Source organism: Enterobacter sp. PI-10, assembly GCF_027947695.1.
Taxonomy (GTDB): domain Bacteria; phylum Pseudomonadota; class Gammaproteobacteria; order Enterobacterales; family Enterobacteriaceae; genus Enterobacter; species Enterobacter vonholyi.
The window spans coordinates 1-20,431 of record NZ_JAJNOG010000004.1; the positions used below are offsets into that span (position 1 = coordinate 1).

Consider the following 20,431-nt stretch of genomic DNA (forward strand, 5'->3'; position numbering starts at 1 on the left):
GGCCGCCGAGGAATGACAAGCGGAAAAATGCATTTTTATTTCAACCGCTCATCTTTTCACCAGAAAGGCTATTTTTGGTGCTTTTTAATCTCTTTTGGCAGCTCGGCCAGACTATTAATTACCCAATCCGCCGCATTCTCAGCTTCTGGCGTCACAGGCTTGCCGGTGCGCACTAATATTTTGGTCCCTACACCCGCTGCTGTGGCTGCCTGCATATCTTCCAGTTTATCGCCCACCATATAAGAAGCCGCCATATCAATGTGCAGGAACTCCTGCGCAGAGATGAACATCCCCGGATGCGGCTTACGGCAATCACAGGTCTGACGATACTCTTCTACGGTTCCCTGTGGATGGTGCGGACAATAATAGATGCCATCGAGATCCACACCGCGGTCGGCCAGCGACCAGTCCATCCATTCCGTCAGCGTTTCGAACTGCGCTTCGGTGAATTTACCGCGTGCAATACCGGACTGGTTCGTCACGACCACCAGCGCATACCCCATCTCTTTCAGCTGGCGCATGGCATCTATTGCGCCCTCGATAAACTCGAACTCATCAATCTCATGGACATAACCGTGATCCACATTAATAGTGCCATCACGATCGAGAAAAATTGCGGGTACTGATTTTGCCACCGGTTTGCTCCTGAAAAAGGCATGTTCAACTAGTATCTCATGAATCGCAGCGCAATAAAGTGCTCATCGTGCATAGTTGGATTGATTTAGACGTCTGGATGCCTTAACATCCGTTTTGTTTACGGCCATCACCCGTATCTGGCAGAAGAAAATGCCACGGCTAACTTACATACGATAAAAATAATCTAATGATTAAACTTTCCAATATCACCAAAGTGTTCCAGCAGGGGAACCGAACCATTCAGGCTCTGAACAATGTCAGCCTGCATGTTCCTGCTGGCCAAATTTATGGCGTCATTGGCGCATCGGGTGCAGGTAAAAGCACGCTGATCCGTTGTGTTAACCTGCTTGAGCGTCCAACCCAGGGCAGCGTAGAAGTTGGCGGTCAGGAACTTACCGCCCTTTCAGAGAAAGAACTCACCAAAGCGCGTCGTCAGATTGGCATGATTTTCCAGCACTTTAACCTGCTGGCTTCCCGCACCGTGTTCGGCAACGTTGCCTTACCGCTTGAGCTGGATAACACGCCGAAAGAAGAAGTGAAGCGTCGCGTCACCGAGCTGCTCGACCTCGTGGGTCTGGGCGATAAACATGATAGCTACCCGGCAAATCTGTCCGGCGGGCAAAAACAACGTGTGGCCATCGCCCGCGCGCTGGCCAGCAATCCTAAGGTACTGCTGTGCGATGAGGCCACCAGCGCACTGGATCCCGCAACCACGCGTTCTATTCTGGAACTGCTGAAGGACATTAATCGTCGTCTGGGCCTGACGATCCTCCTTATTACGCACGAGATGGATGTGGTGAAACGCATCTGCGACTGCGTGGCGGTCATTAGCAACGGTGAACTGATCGAGCAGGACACGGTAAGTGAAGTGTTCTCGCACCCGAAAACCCCGCTGGCGCAGCAGTTCATCCAGTCCACCCTGCATCTGGATATCCCGGAAGACTATCTGGAGCGTTTGAAGACCGAACCCGCTGCTGACAGCGTCCCGATGCTGCGCATGGAGTTCACCGGTCAGTCCGTTGATGCTCCCCTGCTTTCCGAAACCGCGCGTCGCTTTAACGTGAACAACAACATCATCAGCGCGCAGATGGATTACGCCGGTGGCGTGAAGTTCGGCATCATGCTGACAGAAATGCACGGCACACAAGAAGAAACCCAGGCAGCCATTGCCTGGCTGCAAGAACATCACGTAAAAGTAGAGGTACTGGGTTATGTCTGAGCCGATGATGTGGCTGCTGGTTCGCGGCGTTTGGGAAACGCTGGCAATGACCTTTGTCTCTGGCTTCTTTGGTTTTGTGATTGGCCTGCCGGTCGGCGTGTTGCTGTACGTGACGCGTCCGGGTCAAATCATTGAGAACGCGAAGCTGTACCGTACGCTCTCTGCGCTGGTGAACATCTTCCGTTCTATCCCGTTCATTATTTTACTGGTGTGGATGATTCCGTTTACCCGCGTGATCGTCGGAACGTCTATCGGTCTGCAGGCGGCGATCGTTCCGCTGACCGTTGGCGCTGCGCCGTTTATCGCCCGTATGGTGGAGAACGCCCTGCTGGAAATCCCAACCGGTTTGATCGAAGCTTCCCGTGCGATGGGTGCCACGCCGATGCAGATCGTCCGCAAGGTTCTGCTGCCTGAGGCGCTGCCAGGGCTGGTGAATGCGGCAACCATTACGCTTATCACCCTGGTCGGTTATTCCGCGATGGGCGGTGCCGTTGGTGCCGGCGGTTTAGGTCAGATTGGTTACCAGTACGGCTATATTGGATATAACGCTACCGTGATGAATACCGTTCTGGTATTGCTGGTTGTTTTGGTTTACTTAATCCAGTTCTCTGGCGATTGCATCGTCCGGGCTGTTACGCATAAATAACGTTACACACAACACAAACTCTACGAGTTAAGGATAAAACATGGCGTTTAAATTAAAGACCTTCGCAGCAGTAGGCGCGCTGATCGGCTCTCTGGCACTGGTGGGTTGCGGTCAGGACGAAAAGGATCCAAACCACATTAAAGTGGGCGTTATCGTAGGTGCAGAACAGCAGGTTGCGGAAGTTGCTCAGAAAGTGGCAAAAGAGAAATATGGCCTGGACGTGGAGCTGGTGACCTTCAACGATTACGTTCTGCCGAACGAAGCGCTGAGCAAAGGCGATATCGACGCGAATGCCTTCCAGCATAAGCCATACCTGGATCAGCAGATTAAAGATCGCGGCTATAAACTGGTGGGTGTCGGTAACACCTTCGTGTATCCGATTGCCGGTTACTCTAAGAAAATTAAATCCCTGGACGAACTGCAGCCGGGCTCTCAGGTTGCCGTACCTAACGACCCAACTAACCTTGGTCGTTCCCTGCTGCTGCTGCAGAAAGTGGGCCTGATCAAACTGAAAGACGGTGTTGGCCTGCTGCCAACCGTTCTGGACGTCACCGAGAACCCGAAAAATCTGAAAATCGTTGAACTGGAAGCACCGCAGCTGCCACGTTCTCTGGACGATGCACAGATTGCTCTGGCCGTTATCAACACCACGTACGCCAGCCAGATTGGCCTGACGCCAGCCAAAGACGGTATCTTCGTTGAAGATAAAGACTCCCCGTACGTTAACCTGATCGTGACTCGCGAAGACAACAAGGACGCGGAAAACGTGAAGAAATTCGTTCAGGCCTATCAGTCAGATGAAGTTTACCAGGAAGCCAACAAAGTGTTTAACGGCGGCGCTGTTAAAGGCTGGTAATCTCACCTCAGTGTAATATCATCAGGACGGGCTTATGCCCGTCTTGTCATTTGTGCAGTCAACTGATTCAATATCTGACGTTTTGATTATCCATTGAGGAAATATTATGCGTGCTTTACCGATCTGTCTTTTAGCACTCATGCTGAGCGGCTGTTCTATGCTAAGCAGATCTCCCGTTGAACCTGTTCAAAGCACGGCAACCCCGCCAAAGACCGAGCCTGCGAAACCGAAAGTGGTTCGCCCTGCGCCGGTTCGCATTATCACGAAAGCGGACGAACTCGTCGGTAAACCGTTCCGTGAGCTGGGCGAAGTGAGCGGCGAATCCTGTCAGGCGACCAATCAGGACTCACCACCAAATATTCCGACAGCGCGTAAACGCATGCAGATTAATGCCGCAAAAATGAAAGCTAACGCGGTTCTGCTGCACAGCTGTGAAGTCACCAGCGGCACGCCGGGCTGCTACCGTCAGGCGGTTTGCATCGGTTCTGCGCTGAACATCACGGCGAAATGAGTGCATTTCAGTTCGAGCAGATAGGCGTTATCCACTCTCCTTATAAAGAGAAGTTCGCCGTCCCTCGCCAGCCCGGTCTGGTCACCAGCGGAAGCGGTGAGCTTCACCTGATTGCGCCTTACAATCAGGCCGATGCGGTACGCGGGCTCGAGGCTTTCAGCCATTTATGGGTGGTGTTCGTGTTTCACCAGACGATGGAAGGCGGCTGGCGACCTACCGTGCGTCCTCCTCGTCTTGGCGGCAATGCGAGAATGGGCGTGTTTGCAACGCGCTCGACCTTCCGTCCAAACCCGGTTGGCATGTCGCTGGTTGAACTGAAAGGCATACGCTGCCAGAAAGATCGGGTGATACTGGAGTTAGGTAGCCTGGACCTGGTCGACGGCACGCCGGTTATCGACATCAAGCCCTATTTGCCCTTCGCCGAAGCGCTCCCGAACGCGCGTGCAAGTTATGCTCAGGACGCACCACAGGCGGACATGCCGGTGTATTTTACGCCTGAGATAACCGCACAGCTCGGTCAGCTGGAGAAACGCTATCCTCGCTTACGGGATTTCATCACCGAAGTTCTGGCACAGGACCCGCGCCCGGCCTACCGTAAAGAAGAGGAAGCAGGAAAAACGTACGCCGTCTGGCTGATGGATTTTAACGTTCGCTGGCGCGTCTCCGGGGCAGGTTTTGAAGTGTTTGCCCTTGAACCCAGGTAATTTTGTTCTCCTCTCTTTTGGCATCTTTGCCACACTGGTAAACTAAACCACTTTTTTTGTGTCAGGCTGGTGTTTCAGCCTGTTCCAATCGTCGAAATGGAACCGTAACAACATGCGTACTAGCCAATATCTGCTCTCCACTCTGAAGGAGACGCCTGCCGACGCCGAAGTGATCAGCCATCAGCTGATGCTGCGCGCCGGGATGATCCGCAAGCTGGCCTCCGGGTTATATACCTGGCTGCCGACCGGCGTGCGCGTCCTGAAAAAAGTCGAAAACATCGTGCGTGAAGAGATGAACAACGCCGGTGCTATCGAGGTGTCCATGCCTGTGGTTCAGCCCGCTGACCTGTGGCAGGAGAGTGGCCGTTGGGAACAATATGGTCCTGAACTGCTGCGCTTCGTCGATCGCGGCGAGCGTCCGTTCGTTCTCGGCCCAACGCATGAAGAAGTTATTACCGACCTGATTCGTAATGAGCTGAGCTCTTACAAACAGCTGCCGCTGAACTTCTTCCAGATCCAGACCAAGTTCCGTGACGAAGTTCGCCCGCGTTTCGGCGTCATGCGCTCTCGCGAATTCCTGATGAAAGATGCCTACTCTTTCCATACCTCTCAGGAATCACTGCAAGAGACTTACGACGCAATGTACGCGGCATACAGCAAAATCTTCTCCCGCATGGGTCTGGATTTCCGTGCTGTGCAGGCTGATACCGGCTCCATCGGCGGTAGCGCATCCCATGAGTTCCAGGTACTGGCGCAGAGCGGTGAAGACGATGTGATCTTCTCTGACTCTTCAGACTACGCGGCGAACATCGAATTTGCAGAAGCGCTGGCACCAAAAGAACCGCGTGCTGCGGCAACGCAAGAGATGACGCTGGTTGATACGCCAAACGCGAAAACCATTGCCGAGCTGGTTGAGCAGTTCAATCTGCCAGTTGAAAAAACCGTGAAAACGCTGCTGGTGAAATCCACCGAAGGCAGCGCTTACCCGCTGGTTGCCCTGCTGGTGCGTGGCGATCATGAGCTGAACGAAGTGAAAGCCGAGAAGCTGCCGCAGGTCGCCAGCCCGCTGACGTTCGCCACGGAAGCGGAAATCCGCGCCGTGGTGAATGCGGGTCCAGGTTCACTGGGTCCAGTCAATCTGCCGGTGCCGGTTGTTATTGACCGCACGGTTGCTGCAATGAGCGACTTCTCCGCTGGTGCGAACATCGACGGTAAACACTACTTCGGCATCAACTGGGATCGCGACGTGGCGACGCCGGAAGTGGCTGACATCCGTAACGTGGTTGCAGGCGATCCAAGCCCGGATGGTCAGGGTACCCTGATGATTAAGCGCGGCATCGAGGTCGGTCACATCTTCCAGCTGGGCGATAAATACTCTCGCGCGCTGAACGCCGCCGTTCAGGGCGAAGATGGCCGTAACCAGATCCTGACCATGGGTTGCTACGGTATCGGGGTGACGCGCGTGGTGGCTGCGGCGATTGAGCAGAACTACGACGAGCGCGGCATCGTCTGGCCGGACAATATCGCGCCGTTCCAGGTCGCCATTCTGCCAATGAACATGCACAAGTCTTACCGCGTGCAGGAGCTGGCCGAGAAGCTGTATGCCGAGCTGCGCGCTCAGGGCATCGAAGTGCTGATGGATGACCGTAAAGAGCGTCCGGGCGTGATGTTCGCCGATATGGAACTGATCGGCATCCCACATACCGTCGTTATCGGCGACCGTAACCTCGACAGCGATGAGATTGAATACAAATACCGTCGCAGCGGCGAAAAACAGATGATCAAGACCGGCGATATCCTTGATTACCTGGTGAAAGCCATTAAAGGCTAAACAAAAAAACCCCGCTCAGGCGGGGTTTTTTAATGGTGCTACGTCAGCTTATTTACTATTACAGTCTTTGCCCGCAATAAATTTCGCGCCTTTATCCGCCACCAGCGTTTTCACCATCTCTCCGCTATCCGGGTTTGCTTCAAGCGTAAAGTGACCGTCAACCGTCAGCAATACCGGCTTGCTGTCATTACCGCGTGCCACGGCGTAATCACGTTCAAGCTGCGCATTGTTTGCCACGCTAACCTTCCTGCCGGTTGCGCAGTCGGTAAAGATCGCCGCATCCGCCATATAGAAGTACATCCCCCGCATTGCCATAGGCGTGGCAGGCAGAGCCGCTTTTACCGGCGCAAGCGTGTAGTTGAACTGGGATTCAATCGGGTTGCCTTCGCGGTCAAGCATCTCCATTCCCTCGCCTTTGGCGCGGAAAAAGGTTTTCTCACCGGAGGCATCCGTCAGAACCAGCTTCTCAGCCGTACGCGCCCATGTTCCGTAAGTTGCAAATGACGAGGGTTCTTTAGCGCCCTGATAGCGCTGGTTCATTACCCAGGTGCCGTCTTTTTGCAGGAACAGAGACGTTTCAATGCCTTCGCAGTCTGCGCAAGGCAATACGCCGCGCCAGCTCTGCTGCATTGGTTTTAACTCTTCCGTTTGCGTGGGTTGTAACATCTGCGTTTCGGAGCGGTTGTTACACCCGAAAAGCGCAAACAGCGTGCTCACTGCCATCGCTGACCATAATGCTTTTTTCACAATGAATTCCTTATGAAAATTGTGTTCCCTTTCGTCACTCTGTTGGGCGACGAACTTTACCGCGTAGTGCTTTCACTGTGGATTTTTGGGCCTTCGAGGACAGCCGACGCTCTTTCGATGCGCGGGTTGGCCGCGTTGCCCGGCGGCTTTTTTGTACTGCCGTTAATTCTTTGATGACCGCCACCAGCCTGGCTATCGCCGCTTCCCGGTTGAGCTCCTGGCTCCGGTACTCCTGGGCTTTGATCACAATCACACCATCGCTGGTGATCAGGTGATGGCTGGCAGCAAGCAGGCTGTCTTTATAATACTCTGGCAGGCTCGAGGCCCGAATGTCAAAACGCAAATGGATAGCCGTCGACGCCTTGTTGACGTGCTGCCCACCGGCCCCCTGAGCACGGATGGCGGTAATCTCCAGCTCGTTGTCAGGAATGCTGACGTTACGGGACAAGACGATCATGACGCGGGCTGCCACGCCGCCAAATGAATTTCCAGATTATTCTGAGAATCAGAGAGCCAGATGGCGCCATCCTGAATCGTCGCCTGCAACACCATGGTCCGGCTGGCAAACTCGCTCAGCTGAGCCAGCTGCTCATCATCCAGATACCAAACCGTGAGATTTTTAAACTGTCCGCACTTGCTCTTGTTTTGCTGCCACCAAATCTCCGCAGCACGCTGATTATACGCGAATAAGGCCACTTCAGCGGACTGGGTGCAGGCCTTCTTAATTCTGCGCTCGTCAGGCAGGCCGAGTTCGATCCACAAGTCGATACCCAGATGATCGTTGCGCAGCCAGGCTTCAGGCTCGTCTTCTGCGCTTAACCCACGGGTAAACTGCAGACGCTCGTCGGCGTACTTAATCCACGCCAGCAGGCGCAGCATCATGCGCTCCTGGGTTTCGGAGGGATGGCGTGCCAGCGTAAGCGACGCGTCGAGGAACTGGTTGCGATCAAGATCGGCCACATTGACCACTGCTTTATAAATTGTCGCTTTCAGCGCCATGAGAGAACTCCATTCGAATCAGGCGCTCATTGTAGCGAAAACCGCGGCAAAAGGCTGTTATGGGGTGATAAATACACCGCTATCAAGGCGCTGATATTGCTTAAATGAGTATGGTATAGTCACCTTGCTAAACCGAGTTTATCTTCGTAGGCTTAATGATATCTCACAGTAAGTCAGTGCGCTGGCGGGAGGGGATGTGAATAATTATTGTGAGTTAATTCGCAAACGGTATGCGGAAATCGCCAGCGGAGATCTGGGGTATGTCCCGGACGCGTTGGGCTGTGTATTGAAAGTGCTTAATGAAGTGGCCTCTGATGAGAGCCTTTCAGAGTCGGTCAGGGAAAAAGCAGCGTATGCTGCGGCGAATTTACTGGTGAGCGATTATGTCGATGAATGATACTTATCAACCCATCAATTGTGATGACTATGACAACCTCGAACTCGCCTGCCAGCATCATTTATTACTGACGCTGGAGCTAAAAGATGGCGAAGTGTTGAAGGCAAAAGCCAGCGATCTGGTTTCACGCAAGAATGTGGAATACCTGATAGTGGAAGATGCCGGTGCGACGCGTGAGCTGCGCCTGGACAAAATAGCCAGCTTCAGCCACCCGCAAATCGGCACCGTCGTGGTGAGCGAATCCTGATGACACTAACGGGCAGCCTGGCTGCCCGTTACGCTTTCTGCCACTCAAAACGGACACCCTCTTCTGTCCAACCCTCTTCCGTAATGAAAACCCCTGCCGCAGCAATCAACGTTTCACCATAGAACAGCAGCGGCGTGGTGTCGCGCAGCCACGGCGGCACGTTGCACTCCTGCCAGATTTTCTTCAGCTTGCGTCCCCCGTTGCGCCCGACGATATGCAGCATGCCGCCAGCCTTAAAGCGCACGGTGACCGGTTCACCGGGCTTCGGCAGCCGCACATGACCAGACGACAGGAGAGAAACGCGTCCTGCCTCACCGGGCAATACCAGCGGTGCGTCAGGAGAAAGCCAGTCGAGCACCACATCGGTCAGTGAAGGCGTTGATTTTATCCACCAGAGTTCCCCTTTATAGCGTCTAACGTCAAAACCGTTAAGGTGGACGCACGGGGAAGCATCATCCCGCGCCAGGGCAACCTCGTCCCAGATACGGCTCAGCATCGCCCGCGACGGCATCGCAGCGTGATGAGAGGCAAGCCAGCGGCGTAACAGCGCGGCGCGACGTACCGGGCTCATCGCTTGCATCGGGGCGATCGCCAGCCCCCCGTCGGCAGAAATCAGCCCAGCCAGCTCGCCGCTCAACAGCTCGTCCAGCAGCGACTCCTGTTCGGCGCACAGCATGGCGCTTCTTGCCGTCGCGTCGGCGAAATGCGGCCAGCGCTCGCTTAAAAGCGGAAGGACGCGCAGACGAAGGAAGTTACGGTCATAGCCGTCATCCTGGTTGCTCTCATCTTCGATCCAGCTCAGCTGATGTTCTCGCGCCCAGGCTTCAAGCGAGACGCGCGTCTCGCCAAGCAGCGGACGCAGTAACGTTGTGCCGGCAAATTCAGAACGCGCCGGCATGGCAGAAAGCCCCGCCGGCCCGCTGCCCCGCTTAAGCGCCAGCAGAAAGGTTTCACACTGATCGTCCAGGTGCTGGGCAGTGACCAGCGCTTCTCCGGTACGTAATGCCCCGGCAAAGGCGGCATAGCGGGCTTTACGTGCCTGCGCCTCGATACCCAGCCCTTCCTCTACCAGCGTGACGCGCTCGACGAGGAGCGGGATCGCCCATGCCGCACACAAGGCTTCGCAGTGCGCCACCCACTTCTCTGCGTGAGGACTTAATCCGTGATGAATATGTATCGCCCGCAGCTGGACGTCAGGCTCCCGATCGCGCCAGCGCTTAAGGCGATGGAGCAGAACGGTGGAATCCAGGCCACCGCTAAACCCCACCAGCAGCTGGCGGTACGGTGAAACGGCGTGTGCGATAGCGGGTAAGGTCATAGGGAATTACACATAAAAAATGCCCGAACTGAGCGGGCATTATCACACAGCACGAAGATTACTGCTGATAAAGCTCCAGCGGCAGGCCGTCCGGGTCGTTGAAAAAGGTAAAGCGCTTGTCGGTGAACGGATCGACGCGAATCGCTTCGCACGTCACGCCGTGCGCTTCCAGATGTTTTACTGCGCTATCCAGGTCATCGACGCTGAAGGCGAGATGGCGCAGGCCGCAGGCTTCCGGGCGGGACGGACGCGCAGGCGGAAAAGGAAAAGAGAACAGTTCAATCACATACTGCCCGTTTAACGCCAGATCGCCCTTCCAGGAGTCGCGATCCTCGCGGTACGCCTCGCTCAACAGCGTAAAGCCGAGAATGTCGCAGTAGAAGGCCTTACTCTTCGCGTAATCGGTCGCAATGATCGCAATATGATGAACCTGTTTTAAACCCAGCATAGCTTCTCCTTTTTATGATGCCTGAACGTTACAACCGAAAACCCGCACCATGCAAGCGGTCACCCTTATTTTAGGACTCGCACCCAGTAAACGCCGTTTTCGTCGCGCTTCGCACCGTGGATATCCGTCTCAAAACCGGGATAGTGACGCCCTACCGAACAAAGCATCAGCAGGAAATCGAGCACGGCCCGACTCTCTTCGGTAATCATCTCTCCCGGCATCAGGAGCGGTACGCCCGGTGGGTAGGGCAGGATCATGTTCGCTGATACGCGCCCGACCAGGTTTTCCAGCTCAACGGTTTCGACCTCCCCTTTCACCTGGCGCTGCCATGCCTTGTGCGGGATAAACTTCATCTCCGGTAAGACATCGAACGCCTGAAGCATCAGACGCGGCAGATCGTGCTGACGGATCAGCCTGTGGATCCCCTGGGCCAGATCCTGAATGCGCATATTACGGTAGAAGTCAGGATCCTCCGCGTAGAGATCCGGCAGCATGTTCTTTACCCGCAGGTTGAGATCGTAGGCTCGCTTAAACTCCATCAGCCCGCGCAGCAATCCCATCGCCCGGGTTTTGTCGATCCCGATGCTGAACAGGAACAGCAGGTTATAGGGACCGGTTTTCTCCACCACCACGCCACGTTCATCAAGGAATTTCGCGACCAGCGCGGCCGGAATACCTTCATCGCTCATCCTGCCCTGCTCGTCCATGCCCGGCGTCAGGATCGTCACTTTTACCGGGTCGAGGAACATATGGTCGCTATCGGCATCCCGGAAACCATGCCAGTCTTCGCCGGGCGAGACGGGCCAGCATTCTGCCTCATCAATCTCTTCCGGCTGCCAGATATCAAAGAACCAGCCGTCGGCTTCATCTTTCAGCCGCTGCACCTCTTTACGGAAATGCAGCGCGCGCTCCACCGAACGGTTGATGAGACGTTTACCCGGGTTGCCGCGCAGCATCGCCGCGGCCGTTTCGATAGACGCCACCAGCGGATAGCTCGGCGAGGTGGTGGTATGCATCATAAAGGCTTCGTTAAAGGTCTCCTCGTCGTACTCGCCTTTAATGTGAATAAGCGAAGCCTGGGAAAACGCGGCCAGCATTTTGTGCGTCGACTGCGTTTCGAAGAATACTTTACCCGGCACGCGCTCGCCGCTCATGCCGCTTTTACCCGCGTAAATCGGGTGGAAATTAGTGTACGGTACCCATGCGGAATCGAAGTGGATCGACGGCACGTCCAAAGTCTTTTTGATCCAGTTCGTGTTGTACAACAGACCGTCATAGGTCGAGTTGGTGATGACCGCATGAACAGGCCAGCTTGCGCAAGGGATCGTCGCGACCTTACTTTCAATGGCTTCATGGGTAAACTCCCGGCGCGGAATGCCGCCAAGAATACCGAGCGCGTTACGCGTGGGCGACAGCCAGAGCGGTACGACGTCGCTCATCATCAGCAGGTGCGCCAGCGATTTATGGCAGTTACGGTCAATCAGCAGGGTACTGCCCGCAGGCGCGGCGTACATCCCGACGATTTTATTCGAGGTCGAGGTGCCGTTGGTCACCATATAGCTCTGCTCGGCCCCAAAGGTGCGGGCGATGTACTCTTCGGCTTCCAGATGAGGGCCGGTGTGATCCAGCAGAGAGCCTAATTCGGTGACTGAAATGGACACGTCCGCTTTCAGCGTGTTGCCACCAAAGAAATCATAGAACAGGCAGCCGACCGGGCTTTTTTGGTAGGCCGTTCCCGCCATATGGCCCGGCGTACAGAAGGTATATTTTCCCTCTTTCACGTAGGTGAAGAGCGCCCGGGTAAACGGTGGCGTAATGTTATCGAGATATTCATTCGTGTACTGCTGAATGCGGGTCGCAATGTCTTCCGCCACGCCGAGTGAATATTCAAAGAACCACAGCGCCATACGCATATCATTGGCGCTGACGTCCATGGTTGAGTGGGTATTAATAAAGGCGTACAGCGGGAGATATTCGTTCAGCTTGTTGATATCGCTGCACAGTTCAAGGTCATATTCATCCCAGTCGAAGATCACGCCGCAGATACGCGGGTTATGCTCGATGAACTTCAGCAGATCGGCGCTGTTGTGCGGCCAGATTAGCTGATACCCACGCGACTGCAGGGCTTGCTCCAGCTCCTTAATCGGCTCATCTTTATAAAAGACGCCGTGTGGCCCCATAACGGCAATGATATTCATGGGCTTCCTCCTTAAAAAACATTAGCTAAGCATAGTCCGGCTAAACCGCAGGTATAAAAAAAGCCGCAACATTGTGCGGCTTTTCAGATAATTGTGAAGCTTACGCGTAGCCGTAAGTCATCAGACGCTGGTAACGGCGGTTGAGCAGATCTTCTTTGCTCAGCACGTCCAGGTCTGCCAGATCGGCCAACAGCTGCGCTTTCAGGGACGCGGCCATCACTTCTGGCTTACGATGTGCACCACCCAGCGGTTCCGGGATGATGGAATCGATCAGCTTCAGCTCTTTCAGGCGTGGTGCAATGATGCCCATTGCTTCTGCAGCCAGCGGCGCTTTGTCGGCGCTTTTCCACAGAATGGACGCACAGCCTTCCGGGGAGATAACGGAATAGGTACTGTACTGCAGCATATTCACTTTATCGCCCACGCCAATTGCCAGCGCACCGCCGGAGCCACCTTCACCGATAACGGTACAGATGACCGGCACCTTCAGACGAGACATCTCGCGCAGGTTGCGCGCGATGGCTTCAGACTGACCGCGCTCTTCCGCGCCCACGCCAGGGTAGGCCCCCGGGGTGTCGATGAAGGTGATGATTGGCATGTTGAAACGCTCAGCCATCTCCATCAGACGCAGGGCTTTACGGTAGCCTTCCGGTGCTGGCATACCGAAGTTACGACGGATTTTCTCTTTGGTTTCACGACCCTTCTGATGACCAATGATCATCACCGGGCGTCCGTCCAGACGCGCGATACCGCCAACGATAGCTTTATCGTCAGCGTATGCGCGATCGCCTGCCAGTTCGTCAAATTCGTCAAACGCCAGGCGGACATAATCCAGGGTGTACGGACGCTGTGGATGGCGAGCCAGCTGGGCCACCTGCCATGCGCCGAGATCGGCAAAGATTTTGCGCGTCAGCTCTACGCTTTTCTCGCGCAGACGATGCACTTCTTCGTCGATGTTAATATCCAGTTTTTCATCCTGACGGCTTACCGCTGTCAGAGAATCGATTTTCGCTTCCAGCTCAGCAATCGGCTGTTCGAAATCAAGGAAATTCAGACTCATAGTATTCCTGTATTAGTCAAACTCCAGTTCCACCTGCTCCGAACCAATGAGGCCACGGAGATCGTTCAGTAAACGATCGCTCGGAGAGACACGCCACGTTGCACCAAAGCGCAACCGCGCACGTGCATCCGCCCTCTGATAGTAGAGATGTACTGGAATTGTCCCCGAGCGGTGGGGTTCCAGAGACTGACGGAGTCGGTTTAAAAGCTGGTCATCAATTTGCCTGTCCGTCAGCGAGATAGCAAGCCCGCGAGCATATTTTTCCCGGGCTTCGTCAATGTCCATCACTTCGCGGGCGGTCATTTTAAGCCCCCCACTGAAGTCATCAAAGCTGACCTGTCCGCTGACGATAAGTATGCGGTCTTTTTCCAGCAATTGCTGGTATTTATCCAACGCGTCGGTGAACAGCATCACCTCCAGACGCCCGGAACGGTCATCCAACGTACAGATGCCGATACGATTGCCGCGCTTGGTGACCATAACCCTTGCAGCAATCACGAGCCCCGCAGCCGTAGTGATTTTACCACGTTCTGTCGGATGCATGTCTTTAAGCCTGTGGCCGCCGACATAGCGCTCAATTTCTTTAATGTACTGGTTGATCGGGTGCCCCGTCAGGTACAAGCCTAACGTTTCACGCTCCCCATCCAGTACCACCTGTTCTGGCCACGGCTGGCAGTTGGAATAAGATTGCTCGATCTGCTCTGGCTCTTCCGCCAGCACACCGAACATATCCGCCTGACCAATGGCTTCCGCTTTTGCGTGCTGATCCGCCGCTTTCAGGGCGTCGCCGAGGGAATTCATCAGCGCGGCGCGGTGCGGCCCCAGCCTGTCAAACGCGCCGGACATGATCAGTTTTTCCAGCACGCGACGGTTCAGTTTTTTGGTATCGGTACGGGCGCAAAGATCGAACAGCTCGCGGAAATACCCGCCGTTGTTACGCGCCTCGATGATCGCCTCGATCGGACCTTCACCTACGCCTTTGATCGCGCCGATCCCGTAAACGATCTCTCCGTCATCGTTGACGTGGAAGTGGTAGAGCCCTGAGTTAATATCCGGCGGCAGGATCTTGAGTCCCATGCGCCAGCACTCGTCCACCAGGCCAACCACCTTCTCGGTGTTATCCATATCGGCCGTCATTACCGCCGCCATAAATTCAGCAGGATAGTGCGCCTTCAGCCACAGCGTTTGATACGACACCAAAGCATAGGCGGCGGAGTGAGATTTGTTAAATCCGTACCCGGCGAATTTCTCCACCAGGTCGAAGATTTTCATCGCCAGCTCGCCGTCAACGCCGTTTTTCTTCGCCCCGTCTTCAAAAATGGAGCGCTGCTTGGCCATCTCTTCCGGCTTTTTCTTACCCATCGCACGACGCAGCATGTCCGCGCCGCCGAGCGTATAGCCGGAAAGCACCTGGGCAATCTGCATGACCTGTTCCTGATACAGGATGATGCCGTATGTTGGTTCCAGTACCGGCTTCAGGCTTTCGTGCTGCCACTGAACGTCCGGGTAAGAAATCTCTTCGCGACCGTGCTTACGGTCGATAAAGTTATCTACCATCCCTGATTGCAGTGGGCCCGGACGGAACAGGGCGACCAGTGCGATCATATCTTCAAAGCAGTCAGGCTGCAGACGTTTAATCAGATCTTTCATGCCGCGGGATTCAAGCTGGAAGACGGCTGTCGTCTCCGAGCGCTGCAGCATGTCGAAACTTTTCTTGTCATCCAGCGGGATGGCGGCAATGTCTATCGGCTCAAGACCCTGCTTTTCCCGGCGCGGGTTGATCATCTTCAGCGCCCAGTCGATGATCGTCAGCGTACGCAGGCCGAGGAAGTCAAACTTCACCAGCCCGGCGTATTCCACGTCGTTCTTATCAAACTGAGTAACCGGATGCTCACCAGCTTCATCGCAGTAGAGCGGCGCGAAGTCGGTAATTTTGGTCGGCGCAATAACCACGCCCCCCGCATGCTTACCGGCGTTACGCGTGACGCCTTCAAGCTTGCGCGCCATGTCGATCAGCGCTTTGACCTCTTCGTCCGCCTCGTAGATTTCCGGCAGCTGCGGCTCGGCTTCAAACGCTTTTGCCAGCGTCATGCCCGGATCGGGCGGCACCAGCTTAGAAATGCGATCGACAAACCCGTACGGGTGGCCCAGCACGCGGCCCACGTCGCGGATAACCGCTTTTGCCGCCATCGTACCGAAGGTAATGATCTGCGATACCGCGTCACGGCCGTACATATCGGCGACGTGCTCAATCACCTGGTCGCGTTTCTCCATGCAGAAGTCGACGTCGAAGTCGGGCATCGAGACACGTTCCGGGTTGAGGAAACGTTCGAACAGCAGGTCGAATTCCAGCGGATCGAGGTCGGTAATTTTCAGCGCATACGCCACCAGCGAACCTGCACCGGAGCCACGCCCTGGCCCGACCGGCACGCCGTTATCTTTCGACCACTGGATAAACTCCATAACGATCAGGAAGTAGCCCGGGAAGCCCATCTGGTTGATCACCTGGAGTTCAATGTCCAGGCGTTCGTCATACTCAGGACGACGCTTTTTACGCTCTTCTTCATCCGGGAACAGGAATTCCAGACGCTCTTCCAGACCTTCTTTTGATTTCGCGACCAGGAAATCTTCCGTGGTCATGTCACCCGTCGGGAACTGCGGCAGGAAGTATTCGCCGAGGCGGACGGTAACGTTGCAGCGCTTGGCGATCTCTACGCTGTTTTCCAGCGCTTCGGGAATATCGGAGAAGAGTTCACACATCTCCTCCTCGCTGCGCATGTACTGTTGAGCGGAGTAATTACGCGGCCGCTTCGGATCGTCGAGCGTAAAGCCATCGTGGATCGCCACGCGAATTTCGTGCGCGTCAAAATCTCCCGGTTCGAGAAAGCGTACATCGTTTGTCGCGACGACGGGCAGACCGCGTTCTTCCGCAAGTGCGACCGCCGCATGAAGATAGCTCTCTTCGTCCTGGCGACCGGTGCGGATCAACTCCAGATAATAACGATCCGGGAAATACTCTTCGTAGAACGAGACGCATTGATCCACCAGCGCGCTGTTACCGCGCAGCAGTGATTTGCCGACGTCACCCATACGGCCACCGGAGATCAGCAGCAGCCCTTCGTTGAGCTCGGCCAGCCAGTCGCGGTCGATCCACGGGCCCAGCGCACCATATCCGCGCTGATAGGCTTTTGAGATAAGCAGCGTGAGGTTTTGGTAACCCGTGTTGTTCATCGCCAGCACGGAGATTTGCGTCAGTTCATCCCCGATGAGGTCGCTCTGTACGTGGAAATCCGCGCCGACGATGGGCTTTATCCCCGCGCCGTGCGCTGTTCCGTAGAACTTCACCAGGCCACACAGGTTGGTAAAATCGGTGATCGCCAGCGCAGGCATGCCAAGGGAGGCCGCCTTTTTTACCAGCGGCCCGGTCTTCGCCAGCCCATCGATCATGGAGTAGTCGCTATGCACCCGCAGGTGTACGAAACGTGGTTCAGCCATCTTCAGATTCCGCGTTACTTAATTGCTTGCGTATTGATTCAGGACACCCGTCCCAGCGCGCGTTTCACCGGGCCGAAACTGCGCCGGTGGTGTTCGGTTGCGCCATGTTCAGCCAGCCTCTCCAGGTGGAAAGGTGTGGGATACCCCTTGTGCTGGGCGAAACCGTACTGAGGGTAAGTGAGGTCCAGCGCGGCCATTTCGGCGTCGCGCGTCACTTTGGCAATAATAGAAGCTGCGCTAATTTCTGCGACCCGGCTATCGCCTTTGACGACCGCCATTGAAGGCATGGGCAATGCCGGACAGCGGTTGCCGTCAATCAGGACATATTCCGGGGAAATTTTCAGGCCCGCTACCGCACGCTGCATCGCCAGCATCGTGGCGTGCAAAATATTCAGTTCATCTATTTCATGCGGTTCAGCGCGCCCCAGGCTCCAGGCCAGCGCCTTCTCCTGAATCTCACTAAACAGCGCCAGCCGGCGCTTTTCAGACAATTTTTTAGAGTCGTTCAGCCCGACGATCGGCCGAGCCGGATCGAGGATCACCGCAGCGGTCACCACTGCCCCGACTAACGGACCACGACCCACTTCGTCCACGCCCGCCACAAGATGGGTGTGAGGATAAACAAATTCCATCATTTTGCTAACTCCAGCACCGCATCGGCCGCTTGCTCATCAGCATTACAGCGGATCAGTTGATGCAGTTCGCGGAAGGTATCGTGCATCTGGTGGCTGGTCTTGCCGTTGGCGAGCAGCGGCAGCAGCGCATCGGCAAGCGCCTGCGGCTGGCACTCATCCTGCAGCAGTTCTTTCACCAGCTCGCGCCCGGCAAGCAGGTTCGGCAGGGAGACATAATCCGTTTTCACCAGACGTTTTGCCAGCCAGAAAGTGAACGGCTTCATGCGATAACCGACCACCATCGGACATTTCGCCAGCATGCATTCCAGCGCCGCCGTGCCGGAGGCCAGCAGCGCGGCATCGCTCGCATACATCGCTTCCCTCCCTTTCCCGTCCAGAAGACGGACGTGTAGATCCGGGGCGACTTCCGCTTTGATACGCTCAAACTGCTCGCGGCGTTTGGCATTCACCAGCGGCACGACCACTTCGAGATCGGGGTACGTCTGGCGAAGAATTTGCGCTGTTTTGAGGAAATCGGAGCTCAGCATCTCCACTTCTGCGCCACGGCTGCCCGGCAGCAAGGCCAGACAGTGCACATCATGGGGAATGCCCAGCACGTCGCGCGCCGCGTTTTTATCCGGATCCAAGGGCATCGCATCCGCCATGGTATGACCGATAAAACGGCACGGAACATTAAATCTGTCGTAAAACGCTTTTTCGAAAGGCAGAAAAGCCAGCACCAGGTTGGTGGACCGTCCGATTTTGAAAACGCGTTTCTGTCGCCACGCCCAGACGGACGGACTGACGTAGTGAATCGTTTTGATACCCTGCTTTTTCAGATTCCCTTCGAGGGTAATGTTGAAATCAGGCGCATCGATACCGACAAACACATCGGGTTTGAGTTCGGTAAAACGACGGGTGAGATCGGCGCGGATGTGCAGCAAACGGCGTAGCCGCCCCAGCACCTCAACGATGCCCATCACGGCGAGCTCTTCCATTTCATACCAGGCTTCACAGCCTTCGGCCTGCATTAGCGGGCCAGCAACGCCGACAAAGCGAGCATTGGGTACACGCGCCTTAAGCGCGCGGATGAGACCGGCACCAAGAATATCGCCGGAGGTTTCTCCGGCGACCAGGGCTATCGTAAGCGGACGACTGTCGACCATTAACGAATCAGACCCCTTGTGGAACGGTCAAAGAATTCCATGAACGCGTTCACTTCCGGGTGCTTATTCGCCAGCTCGGCAATTTCCGGCTTCGCCTCTTCCAGCGTTTTACCGCTACGGTACAGCAGTTTGTACGCGTTGCGGATGGCAGTAATCGCTTCGCGACTAAAACCACGACGCTTGAGGCCTTCGATGTTCACGCCAAACGGCGTGGCATGGTTGCCCTGCGCAATCACATACGGTGGGACGTCCTGCGCCACACCGGAGCATCCGCCAACCATCACGTGCGCACCAATGATGCAGAACTGATGGACAGCGGTCATGCCGCCAATAATTGCGAAGTCATCAACCGATACGTGTCCTGCCAGCGTTGCGTTGTTGGCAAGAATACAGCGGTCACCTACGGTACAGTCGTGCGCGATATGCGCATTAACCATAAACAGGTTATCGCTGCCCACCTTCGTCAACCCACCACCCTGTACTGTTCCACGATGAATGGTGACGCTTTCGCGAATACGGTTACGATCGCCAATTTCCAGACGGGTCGACTCACCAGCATATTTCAGATCCTGGTTAACTTCGCCGATGGAAGCGAACTGATAGATCTCGTTATTGCAGCCAATGGTCGTGTGACCGTTCACGACAACGTGAGATTTCAGTACTGTACCCTCACCAATTTCGACATGGGGTCCAACAATACAAAACGGGCCAATATGGACGTTAGCGCCAATGATGGCACCGGTTTCCACAATAGCGGTAGGATGAATAAAGGCGGATTTATCAATCACGTATCAGGACTCCCGGCTACGAGCACACATCATCGTCGCTTCGCAAACAACTTTGCCGTCAACCAGCGCTACGCCTTTGAAGCGAGTCAGGCCACGACGCGTTTTTTCAAAAGTGACTTCCATGATCATCTGATCACCAGGCACGACAGGGCGCTTAAAGCGCGCTTCATCAATACCCGCGAAGTAATACAGCTCACCTGGCTCCAGTTTACCGACGCTTTTAAACGCCAGGATACCGGTAGCCTGAGCCATCGCTTCCAGAATCAACACACCCGGGAAGATAGGCTTCCCAGGGAAGTGCCCCTGGAAGAACGGCTCGTTCACGGAAACATTTTTCACTGCGCGCAGAAAACGACCTTCTTCAAAATCCAGCACACGGTCTACCAGCAGAAACGGGTAGCGGTGCGGCAGAAGTTCTAAAATCTCTTCAATATGCAGAGTATGAGTGTCAGTAGTCAAAATACTCTTCCTGTCAAAATGTACTGATAACAATAATAACACGGCCTGCCGGTTTATTAGAAAGCCGACAGGCCGGGAAAAATAGCGTTAAA

At 55.2% G+C, this 20,431-nt stretch carries 21 protein-coding genes; 8 read left to right on the plus strand and 13 right to left on the minus strand.

All coding sequences use genetic code 11. The features are described from left to right. Positions 1-68: 68 nt before the first annotated feature. Positions 69-635 carry a D-glycero-beta-D-manno-heptose 1,7-bisphosphate 7-phosphatase gene (gene gmhB, locus LRM19_RS10575; RefSeq protein WP_111963981.1) on the minus strand — a complete coding sequence of 189 codons (567 nt, stop codon included), beginning with the start codon at positions 633-635 and terminating at the stop codon, positions 69-71. 188 nt (positions 636-823) lie between these two features. On the opposite strand from gmhB, the gene metN reads away from it, so the two are divergent. The 6 genes from metN to proS all read left to right on the plus strand — a co-directional run bounded on the left by metN (position 824) and on the right by proS (position 6,403). Then, complete coding sequence (gene metN / locus LRM19_RS10580; protein ID WP_023310475.1) at positions 824-1,855, plus strand: methionine ABC transporter ATP-binding protein MetN; 1,032 nt, start codon at positions 824-826, stop codon at positions 1,853-1,855. Next, a complete protein-coding gene (locus LRM19_RS10585) occupies positions 1,848-2,501 on the plus strand; it encodes a methionine ABC transporter permease MetI (protein WP_271368680.1) in 654 nt (217 codons plus the stop codon). The genes metN and LRM19_RS10585 overlap by 8 nt, the downstream gene beginning before the upstream one ends. Positions 2,502-2,541: 40 nt before the next feature. Next, positions 2,542-3,357, plus strand: coding sequence for a methionine ABC transporter substrate-binding lipoprotein MetQ (gene metQ / locus LRM19_RS10590; protein ID WP_014168729.1), 816 nt, complete (start codon positions 2,542-2,544; stop codon positions 3,355-3,357). A 106-nt stretch (positions 3,358-3,463) separates the two neighbouring features. Further along, on the plus strand, positions 3,464-3,868 hold the full coding sequence (rcsF, locus tag LRM19_RS10595; RefSeq protein ID WP_008501883.1) for an Rcs stress response system protein RcsF: 405 nt from the start codon (positions 3,464-3,466) through the stop codon (positions 3,866-3,868). Beyond that, positions 3,865-4,572 (plus strand): tRNA (N6-threonylcarbamoyladenosine(37)-N6)-methyltransferase TrmO, encoded by a 708-nt coding sequence (tsaA, locus tag LRM19_RS10600; protein ID WP_271368681.1) that lies wholly within the window; start codon positions 3,865-3,867, stop codon positions 4,570-4,572. Before rcsF ends, tsaA begins: the two co-directional genes overlap by 4 nt. Positions 4,573-4,684: 112 nt before the next feature. Then, positions 4,685-6,403 (plus strand): proline--tRNA ligase, encoded by a 1,719-nt coding sequence (proS, locus tag LRM19_RS10605; protein ID WP_090418973.1) that lies wholly within the window; start codon positions 4,685-4,687, stop codon positions 6,401-6,403. A 48-nt stretch (positions 6,404-6,451) separates the two neighbouring features. Here proS and nlpE read toward each other — a convergent pair whose 3' ends face one another. Genes nlpE through LRM19_RS10620 form a run of 3 tightly spaced genes read right to left on the minus strand, consistent with a single transcriptional unit; the run spans position 6,452 to position 8,149 of the window. Next, the gene (nlpE, locus tag LRM19_RS10610) at positions 6,452-7,150 is read right to left on the minus strand and encodes an envelope stress response activation lipoprotein NlpE (RefSeq protein WP_271368682.1); all 699 of its coding nucleotides are present in this window, start codon (positions 7,148-7,150) and stop codon (positions 6,452-6,454) included. 34 nt (positions 7,151-7,184) lie between these two features. Continuing rightward, positions 7,185-7,607: an alternative ribosome rescue aminoacyl-tRNA hydrolase ArfB gene (gene arfB, locus LRM19_RS10615; RefSeq protein WP_271368683.1), complete on the minus strand. Its 423-nt coding sequence runs from the start codon at positions 7,605-7,607 to the stop codon at positions 7,185-7,187. After that, the gene (locus LRM19_RS10620) at positions 7,604-8,149 is read right to left on the minus strand and encodes a YaeQ family protein (protein ID WP_024907533.1); all 546 of its coding nucleotides are present in this window, start codon (positions 8,147-8,149) and stop codon (positions 7,604-7,606) included. The genes arfB and LRM19_RS10620 overlap by 4 nt, the downstream gene beginning before the upstream one ends. A 196-nt stretch (positions 8,150-8,345) precedes the next feature. Here LRM19_RS10620 and LRM19_RS10625 point away from each other — a divergent pair, with 196 nt between their 5' ends. Continuing rightward, entirely contained in the window at positions 8,346-8,546 is a 201-nt protein-coding gene (locus LRM19_RS10625; protein WP_008501889.1) for a YaeP family protein, read from the plus strand. Further along, entirely contained in the window at positions 8,533-8,793 is a 261-nt protein-coding gene (gene rof, locus LRM19_RS10630; RefSeq protein ID WP_008501890.1) for a Rho-binding antiterminator, read from the plus strand. Before LRM19_RS10625 ends, rof begins: the two co-directional genes overlap by 14 nt. Before the next feature lie 28 nt (positions 8,794-8,821). Here the strand turns inward: rof and tilS are convergent, their stop codons facing one another. From tilS to fabZ, 9 genes are all read right to left on the minus strand, one after another. Beyond that, the gene (tilS, locus tag LRM19_RS10635) at positions 8,822-10,111 is read right to left on the minus strand and encodes a tRNA lysidine(34) synthetase TilS (RefSeq protein WP_271368684.1); all 1,290 of its coding nucleotides are present in this window, start codon (positions 10,109-10,111) and stop codon (positions 8,822-8,824) included. A gap of 58 nt (positions 10,112-10,169) precedes the next feature. After that, entirely contained in the window at positions 10,170-10,559 is a 390-nt protein-coding gene (locus LRM19_RS10640; RefSeq protein WP_271368685.1) for a VOC family protein, read from the minus strand. A gap of 65 nt (positions 10,560-10,624) precedes the next feature. Continuing rightward, positions 10,625-12,757: a lysine decarboxylase LdcC gene (locus LRM19_RS10645; RefSeq protein WP_271368686.1), complete on the minus strand. Its 2,133-nt coding sequence runs from the start codon at positions 12,755-12,757 to the stop codon at positions 10,625-10,627. 100 nt (positions 12,758-12,857) lie between these two features. Beyond that, complete coding sequence (accA, locus tag LRM19_RS10650; RefSeq protein WP_008501895.1) at positions 12,858-13,817, minus strand: acetyl-CoA carboxylase carboxyl transferase subunit alpha; 960 nt, start codon at positions 13,815-13,817, stop codon at positions 12,858-12,860. Between the two features lie 12 nt (positions 13,818-13,829). Continuing rightward, positions 13,830-17,312 carry a DNA polymerase III subunit alpha gene (gene dnaE / locus LRM19_RS10655; protein WP_111963989.1) on the minus strand — a complete coding sequence of 1,161 codons (3,483 nt, stop codon included), beginning with the start codon at positions 17,310-17,312 and terminating at the stop codon, positions 13,830-13,832. Between the two features lie 38 nt (positions 17,313-17,350). After that, positions 17,351-17,947 carry a ribonuclease HII gene (rnhB, locus tag LRM19_RS10660; protein ID WP_008501897.1) on the minus strand — a complete coding sequence of 199 codons (597 nt, stop codon included), beginning with the start codon at positions 17,945-17,947 and terminating at the stop codon, positions 17,351-17,353. Further along, positions 17,944-19,092 (minus strand): lipid-A-disaccharide synthase, encoded by a 1,149-nt coding sequence (gene lpxB, locus LRM19_RS10665; RefSeq protein WP_127729666.1) that lies wholly within the window; start codon positions 19,090-19,092, stop codon positions 17,944-17,946. Before lpxB ends, rnhB begins: the two co-directional genes overlap by 4 nt. After that, positions 19,092-19,880 carry an acyl-ACP--UDP-N-acetylglucosamine O-acyltransferase gene (gene lpxA, locus LRM19_RS10670; protein ID WP_023310462.1) on the minus strand — a complete coding sequence of 263 codons (789 nt, stop codon included), beginning with the start codon at positions 19,878-19,880 and terminating at the stop codon, positions 19,092-19,094. Before lpxA ends, lpxB begins: the two co-directional genes overlap by 1 nt. Before the next feature lie 3 nt (positions 19,881-19,883). Further along, complete coding sequence (gene fabZ / locus LRM19_RS10675; protein ID WP_010426706.1) at positions 19,884-20,339, minus strand: 3-hydroxyacyl-ACP dehydratase FabZ; 456 nt, start codon at positions 20,337-20,339, stop codon at positions 19,884-19,886. Positions 20,340-20,431: the final 92 nt, after the last annotated feature.

Coding starts and splice junctions, on each gene's coding strand:
- metN (WP_023310475.1), top strand. CDS start 824: ATGATTAAACTTTCCAATATCACCAAAGTGTTCCAGCAGGGGAACCGA.
- LRM19_RS10585 (WP_271368680.1), top strand. CDS start 1,848: ATGTCTGAGCCGATGATGTGGCTGCTGGTTCGCGGCGTTTGGGAAACG.
- metQ (WP_014168729.1), top strand. CDS start 2,542: ATGGCGTTTAAATTAAAGACCTTCGCAGCAGTAGGCGCGCTGATCGGC.
- rcsF (WP_008501883.1), top strand. CDS start 3,464: ATGCGTGCTTTACCGATCTGTCTTTTAGCACTCATGCTGAGCGGCTGT.
- tsaA (WP_271368681.1), top strand. CDS start 3,865: ATGAGTGCATTTCAGTTCGAGCAGATAGGCGTTATCCACTCTCCTTAT.
- proS (WP_090418973.1), top strand. CDS start 4,685: ATGCGTACTAGCCAATATCTGCTCTCCACTCTGAAGGAGACGCCTGCC.
- arfB (WP_271368683.1), bottom strand. CDS start 7,607: ATGATCGTCTTGTCCCGTAACGTCAGCATTCCTGACAACGAGCTGGAG.
- LRM19_RS10620 (WP_024907533.1), bottom strand. CDS start 8,149: ATGGCGCTGAAAGCGACAATTTATAAAGCAGTGGTCAATGTGGCCGAT.
- rof (WP_008501890.1), top strand. CDS start 8,533: ATGTCGATGAATGATACTTATCAACCCATCAATTGTGATGACTATGAC.
- tilS (WP_271368684.1), bottom strand. CDS start 10,111: ATGACCTTACCCGCTATCGCACACGCCGTTTCACCGTACCGCCAGCTG.
- LRM19_RS10640 (WP_271368685.1), bottom strand. CDS start 10,559: ATGCTGGGTTTAAAACAGGTTCATCATATTGCGATCATTGCGACCGAT.
- LRM19_RS10645 (WP_271368686.1), bottom strand. CDS start 12,757: ATGAATATCATTGCCGTTATGGGGCCACACGGCGTCTTTTATAAAGAT.
- accA (WP_008501895.1), bottom strand. CDS start 13,817: ATGAGTCTGAATTTCCTTGATTTCGAACAGCCGATTGCTGAGCTGGAA.
- dnaE (WP_111963989.1), bottom strand. CDS start 17,312: ATGGCTGAACCACGTTTCGTACACCTGCGGGTGCATAGCGACTACTCC.
- rnhB (WP_008501897.1), bottom strand. CDS start 17,947: ATGATGGAATTTGTTTATCCTCACACCCATCTTGTGGCGGGCGTGGAC.
- lpxB (WP_127729666.1), bottom strand. CDS start 19,092: ATGGTCGACAGTCGTCCGCTTACGATAGCCCTGGTCGCCGGAGAAACC.